The following is a 4430-nucleotide window of genomic DNA, read 5'->3' as shown; positions in this document are numbered from 1 at the left end:
CAAACAGTTGGTAGGAAGCGCCTTTAATTTGGACAAAACCCAGGTATATTATAATTATGACGAAAATAACATTGCCGAAAACGGGCTTCCATTGGATGTTTATGGAATTATCCAAACCTTACAATTTCCAACGATCTATGGTGCGCAACGAAAGGTGGAAAAACAAAAAGTTGAGTTATCTACCCAACAGTACCGGCTAAACGAAAGAATCTTGACCAAAGAGGTTTACAAAGCCTATTACAATGTGGTTTACTATAACAGCCTGGTGCAGCAATACACTTTTCTGGACAGTCTTTACGGACAATTTTCTAGGGCTGCCAGCAAACGATATGATGTGGGCGAAACTAATTTATTGGAAAAACTAACGGCAGAGACCAAACAAAAAGAAATATCTATTTCGCTTGCACAGACAAAAGAAGACGTAGCAAAGGCGTTTACGATGCTTCATCAATGGATGCAGACGGATTCATTGGTTACCATAGAGGAGAACCGATTACCCAGACTGGAATTGCAACCACCTAATTTTAGTGACCATCCCGGGATTCTTTATTATGGTTCCGCTCAGGAATTGAGCAAAGTCTCCCTCTCTTTGGAAAGGCAAAGATTGCTTCCCGAATTGCATATATCTGTATTTCAAGGCACTAACAATGGATTGGATGCAAAGCGATATAATGGATTTCAAGCGGGCGTGTCGATTCCTTTATGGTTTGGGGCGAACAAAGCAAAAATCAATGCCGCAAAAACAGAAACTATGATCATGGCCGATGAATCTGAAAATTATAAGATGCAGCTGGAATCAAGGTATCAAGGTCTGTTATCCGATTTAAACAAATTTCAGGAAGGCGTTGATTATTATGAAACCACAGGTGGGAAACTTGCAAAAGAACTAACGACGAGTGCATCAAAATCATTTCAAAACGGTGAGATAGATTTCCTGCAGTATGTGCAGCTATTGGAAAGTGCCAAAAACATTCAAATTACCTATTTACAAAACCTGAACGCGTATAACGCTACAGTTTTAGAATTAAACTATTTAATCAATTAACGATGAAAAATACAGTCAACAATATTACCAATTTGAAAATCTTAGCAAGCATTCTTCTATTGCTAACGTTAACGCTGGCTTCCTGTAATTCAAAAGGAAAATCAGATGCGGCCAATACAGAAGCCATAATAGAGAATACAGACCAAGAAGTAATTACCATAACCGAAAATCAGTTCATATCCGGTAATATGGAATTGGGCAAAATATCGATGCAGGTGTTTAATACTGTTGTGAAAGCCAACGGCACGTTCGCGGTGCCGCCACAGAACCAATCAGATGTTAGTGCCTACTTTGCTGGCTACGTAAAGGACATCAGTCTATTGCCGGGGCATGCAGTTAAAAAAGGTGAGGTATTATTCACCATTGAAAATCCGGAATATGTCCAGGCACAACAAGATTTTCTGGAAGCCCAAGGACGTTTGAGCTATTTGAAATCGGATTATGAACGCCAGAAAGAGCTGATGGCCGATAATGTGTCTTCAAAAAAGGTTTTTTTAAAGGCAGAATCAGAATATACCGTGACTTTGGCACAATACCAATCCCTTAAAAAGAGGTTGAGCCTTATGAACATTGATCCAAATACCTTAACGGGCGAAAACATTAGGTCCGTAATTAGTGTGAATTCGCCATTGTCGGGTTATGCAACTTCAGTAAATGTGGGTAAAGGAATGTACCTAAACCCTTCGGATATTGCCGTAACCGTTACCAATACAGACGACCTTCACATAGAATTGAAGATTTTTGAAAATGACCTTCCTATGGTAAAAGTAGGTCAGCAAATCAATGTGAGATTGCAAAATAGCAAGAACAAAGTATATATAGGTAAAGTTCATTTAGTCAACAAGTCAATTAACGCCCAGGATAGGGCCGTAAATATTCATGGGGATCTGGTAAATGAAGAAGAAGTAAAACTTTTTGCTCCCGGAATGTACATTGAAGCTGAAATCCTAACCACAACTGCGGAACATCCTGCATTGCCATCAGAAGCGGTCGCGAACATTGACAATGACTTTTTCGTGCTTGTGAAAGAAGATAACACAAATTTTAAAAGGGTGTTGGTCAAAATAGGAGCTACGAACAATGGGTTTACCCAAATACTCAATGCAAGTGATTTTGCACCAGATACGGAGTTTTTGACCAAAGGAGCCTTTAATTTAATAACAGAGTAAGTCGTGCCCTATTCGGAATAGGTGCGGTTATAATAGTATTGCCAGATAAATTAATTTGACATTTAAAATAGAGCAATTATGAACGATGTACATTTTCATTTAGTAGTAACCCATCTTCCCATTGTGGGAGTATCGATCGGGTTTTTAGTCTTACTTGCAGGCTATATCACAAAGAGCCCGCAGGTAAAGACAACGGCACTGGGTATTTTTATTTTTAGTGCCCTAGCGGTCATTGCTGCTTTTTATACAGGGGAAGCAGCGAAGGATATTGTAGAGAATTTACCAGGAGTGAGTGAAACTCTTATCCATACGCACGAAGAACAAGCAGAACTTTTTTATACAATGATGTTGGTTTTAGGGGGTGCTTCCCTAGTGACCATGTTTATTCACTACAAAAAACCCGCTTTCGTTAAATACGGCTTTATCGTTTTGCTGCTGCTGTCTATAAGCAGTATTGTTATGTCCAAATTTGTAGGTGCAAGTGGGGGTGAAATAGTCCATTCTGAAATTAGAAACAATGACAATATCATTCAATTAGAATCGAACCATGACAGCGATGAAGATTAAAAGCATTACGAGGTATTGTTCAGACATACTTCATAGTGACAAATGCAAGAATTTGCCTTTTCACAATTTTACGCATACCCAAGAGGTCATCGAAAAGACCTATTTGATTTCAGATGTCATGGGAATAAAAACGGAAGAGGTAGATTTAATAGTTATTGCAGCCTGCTTTCACGATACCGGCTTCTCGGAAAATTATGAAGGTCATGAGGAAGTGAGCAAAAGACTTGCCGCGCAGTTTATGGAGAAGGCAAATTGTACTAAGAGGGAAATAGAGAGGGTCCTCTCTTGCATAGACGCTACAAAAATGCCCCAGAATCCCCATGACATTTATGAGGAAATACTCTGTGATGCCGATTTGTTCCACTTGGGCACTTCAAATTTTTTGTATAGGAATATGCTCTTGCGAAAGGAATGGGAACTGTTTCGAGACATTGTAATGACAGATGAAGCATGGCTAGTGCTCAATATTAAATTTTTGGAGGAGCACCAATTCAAGACTGCTTATGGGAAAGAGATTTTGGAAAAAGGAAAGCAGGAAAATTTAAACAAACTAAAACAATTGATACGATGAAAATAACATTTCCAAAACGGTTTTTATTATTAAAAGGCTTTGTCCTTTTGTTCCTCGGAATTTCCATTTTATGGAGCGTCATTTTTCTCATTTGGAATTTTACAGAAATAGACCACGGTATTGTTGCCTTGGCCACTGTATTTATGATTGGGCTCTTTTACGATATTGGTACCGTTTCTTTTTTTGCCCTTATCGGTTCCTTGTATTTTTTGGCAATGCCCAAAAGACTTATCTGCTTAAACCATTTATAAAACTTTATGAGACATTCAATGACCATTGTAGTGCCGGTGTATAATGAAAAAGACAACCTCGTCCGCCTTGGTAAAGAATTGCAGGAATTTATCGGTCAATCAGAAATTAAATCGACCGTACTATTTGTAAATGATGGTTCTACAGATGATAGTTTGAAGATCATTAAGCAACTATGCATTGATAAATCAAGCTTCAACTATATTGATTTCGATAAAAATTATGGCTTGAGTGCTGCAATTAAAGCTGGTTTTGATTTTGCTAAAAGTTCTCTTATTGCTTATATAGATGCAGATTTACAAACGAGTCCGATGGACTTTAACCTCTTACTTCCATTTATAGATGACTATCAGTTAGTCACTGGTGTAAGAATTGATAGAAAGGATAGCATTGTAAAGAAAATTTCTTCTAAAATAGCGAATGCTATTCGTCATGCATTTACTCGTGACGGTATGGACGATACTGGCTGTCCACTCAAAATAATAAATTCAGAGTATGCAAAGCGCATGCCTATGTTTAAGGGACTGCATCGTTTTTTACCTGCTATGGTACTATTGCAAAATGGAACAGTGAAACAAACTCCCATTAGACACTTTCCAAGAATCTCAGGAGAAACAAAATTTGGACTTTGGAATCGAATTATTGGACCATTAGTAGATTGCTTCGCATATTTATGGATGAAAAAAAGGTATATCAACTACCAAATTTCAAGTAGAGGATGAGTCATTGGCTTATATATAGCATTGGTTTTTGTGCGCAATTTTTGTTTTCGAGTCGTTCTATATTACAATGGATTGTTTCAGAAAAAAAAAAGAAAGTATTGGCACCT

Annotated in this window: 7 protein-coding genes; all 7 read left to right on the top strand. The window is 37.9% G+C overall.

Annotation, left to right across the window (positions count from 1 at the left end):
- A partial coding sequence (locus VLZ86_RS06855) for a TolC family protein (RefSeq protein ID WP_325449889.1) occupies window positions 1-1045 on the top strand: 1045 nt, incomplete at its 5' end.
- Between the two features lie 2 nt (window positions 1046-1047).
- Complete coding sequence (locus VLZ86_RS06850; protein ID WP_325449888.1) at window positions 1048-2214, top strand: efflux RND transporter periplasmic adaptor subunit; 1167 nt, start codon at window positions 1048-1050, stop codon at window positions 2212-2214.
- Between the two features lie 78 nt (window positions 2215-2292).
- On the top strand, window positions 2293-2781 hold the full coding sequence (locus tag VLZ86_RS06845; protein ID WP_325449887.1) for a hypothetical protein: 489 nt from the start codon (window positions 2293-2295) through the stop codon (window positions 2779-2781).
- Window positions 2762-3352: an HD domain-containing protein gene (locus tag VLZ86_RS06840; protein ID WP_325449886.1), complete on the top strand. Its 591-nt coding sequence runs from the start codon at window positions 2762-2764 to the stop codon at window positions 3350-3352. Before VLZ86_RS06845 ends, VLZ86_RS06840 begins: the two co-directional genes overlap by 20 nt.
- Entirely contained in the window at window positions 3349-3603 is a 255-nt protein-coding gene (locus VLZ86_RS06835) for a hypothetical protein (RefSeq protein WP_325449885.1), read from the top strand. The genes VLZ86_RS06840 and VLZ86_RS06835 overlap by 4 nt, the downstream gene beginning before the upstream one ends.
- A 6-nt stretch (window positions 3604-3609) precedes the next feature.
- On the top strand, window positions 3610-4323 hold the full coding sequence (locus VLZ86_RS06830; RefSeq protein ID WP_325449884.1) for a glycosyltransferase: 714 nt from the start codon (window positions 3610-3612) through the stop codon (window positions 4321-4323).
- On the top strand, window positions 4320-4430 hold a 111-nt coding region (locus VLZ86_RS06825; protein ID WP_325449890.1), incomplete at its 3' end, for a lipid-A-disaccharide synthase N-terminal domain-containing protein. The genes VLZ86_RS06830 and VLZ86_RS06825, both read left to right, overlap by 4 nt.

It is taken from the genome of Gelidibacter sp. (genome assembly GCF_035515035.1).
Lineage (GTDB): Bacteria > Bacteroidota > Bacteroidia > Flavobacteriales > Flavobacteriaceae > Gelidibacter.
This window is presented reverse-complemented; position numbering and strand designations above follow the sequence as displayed.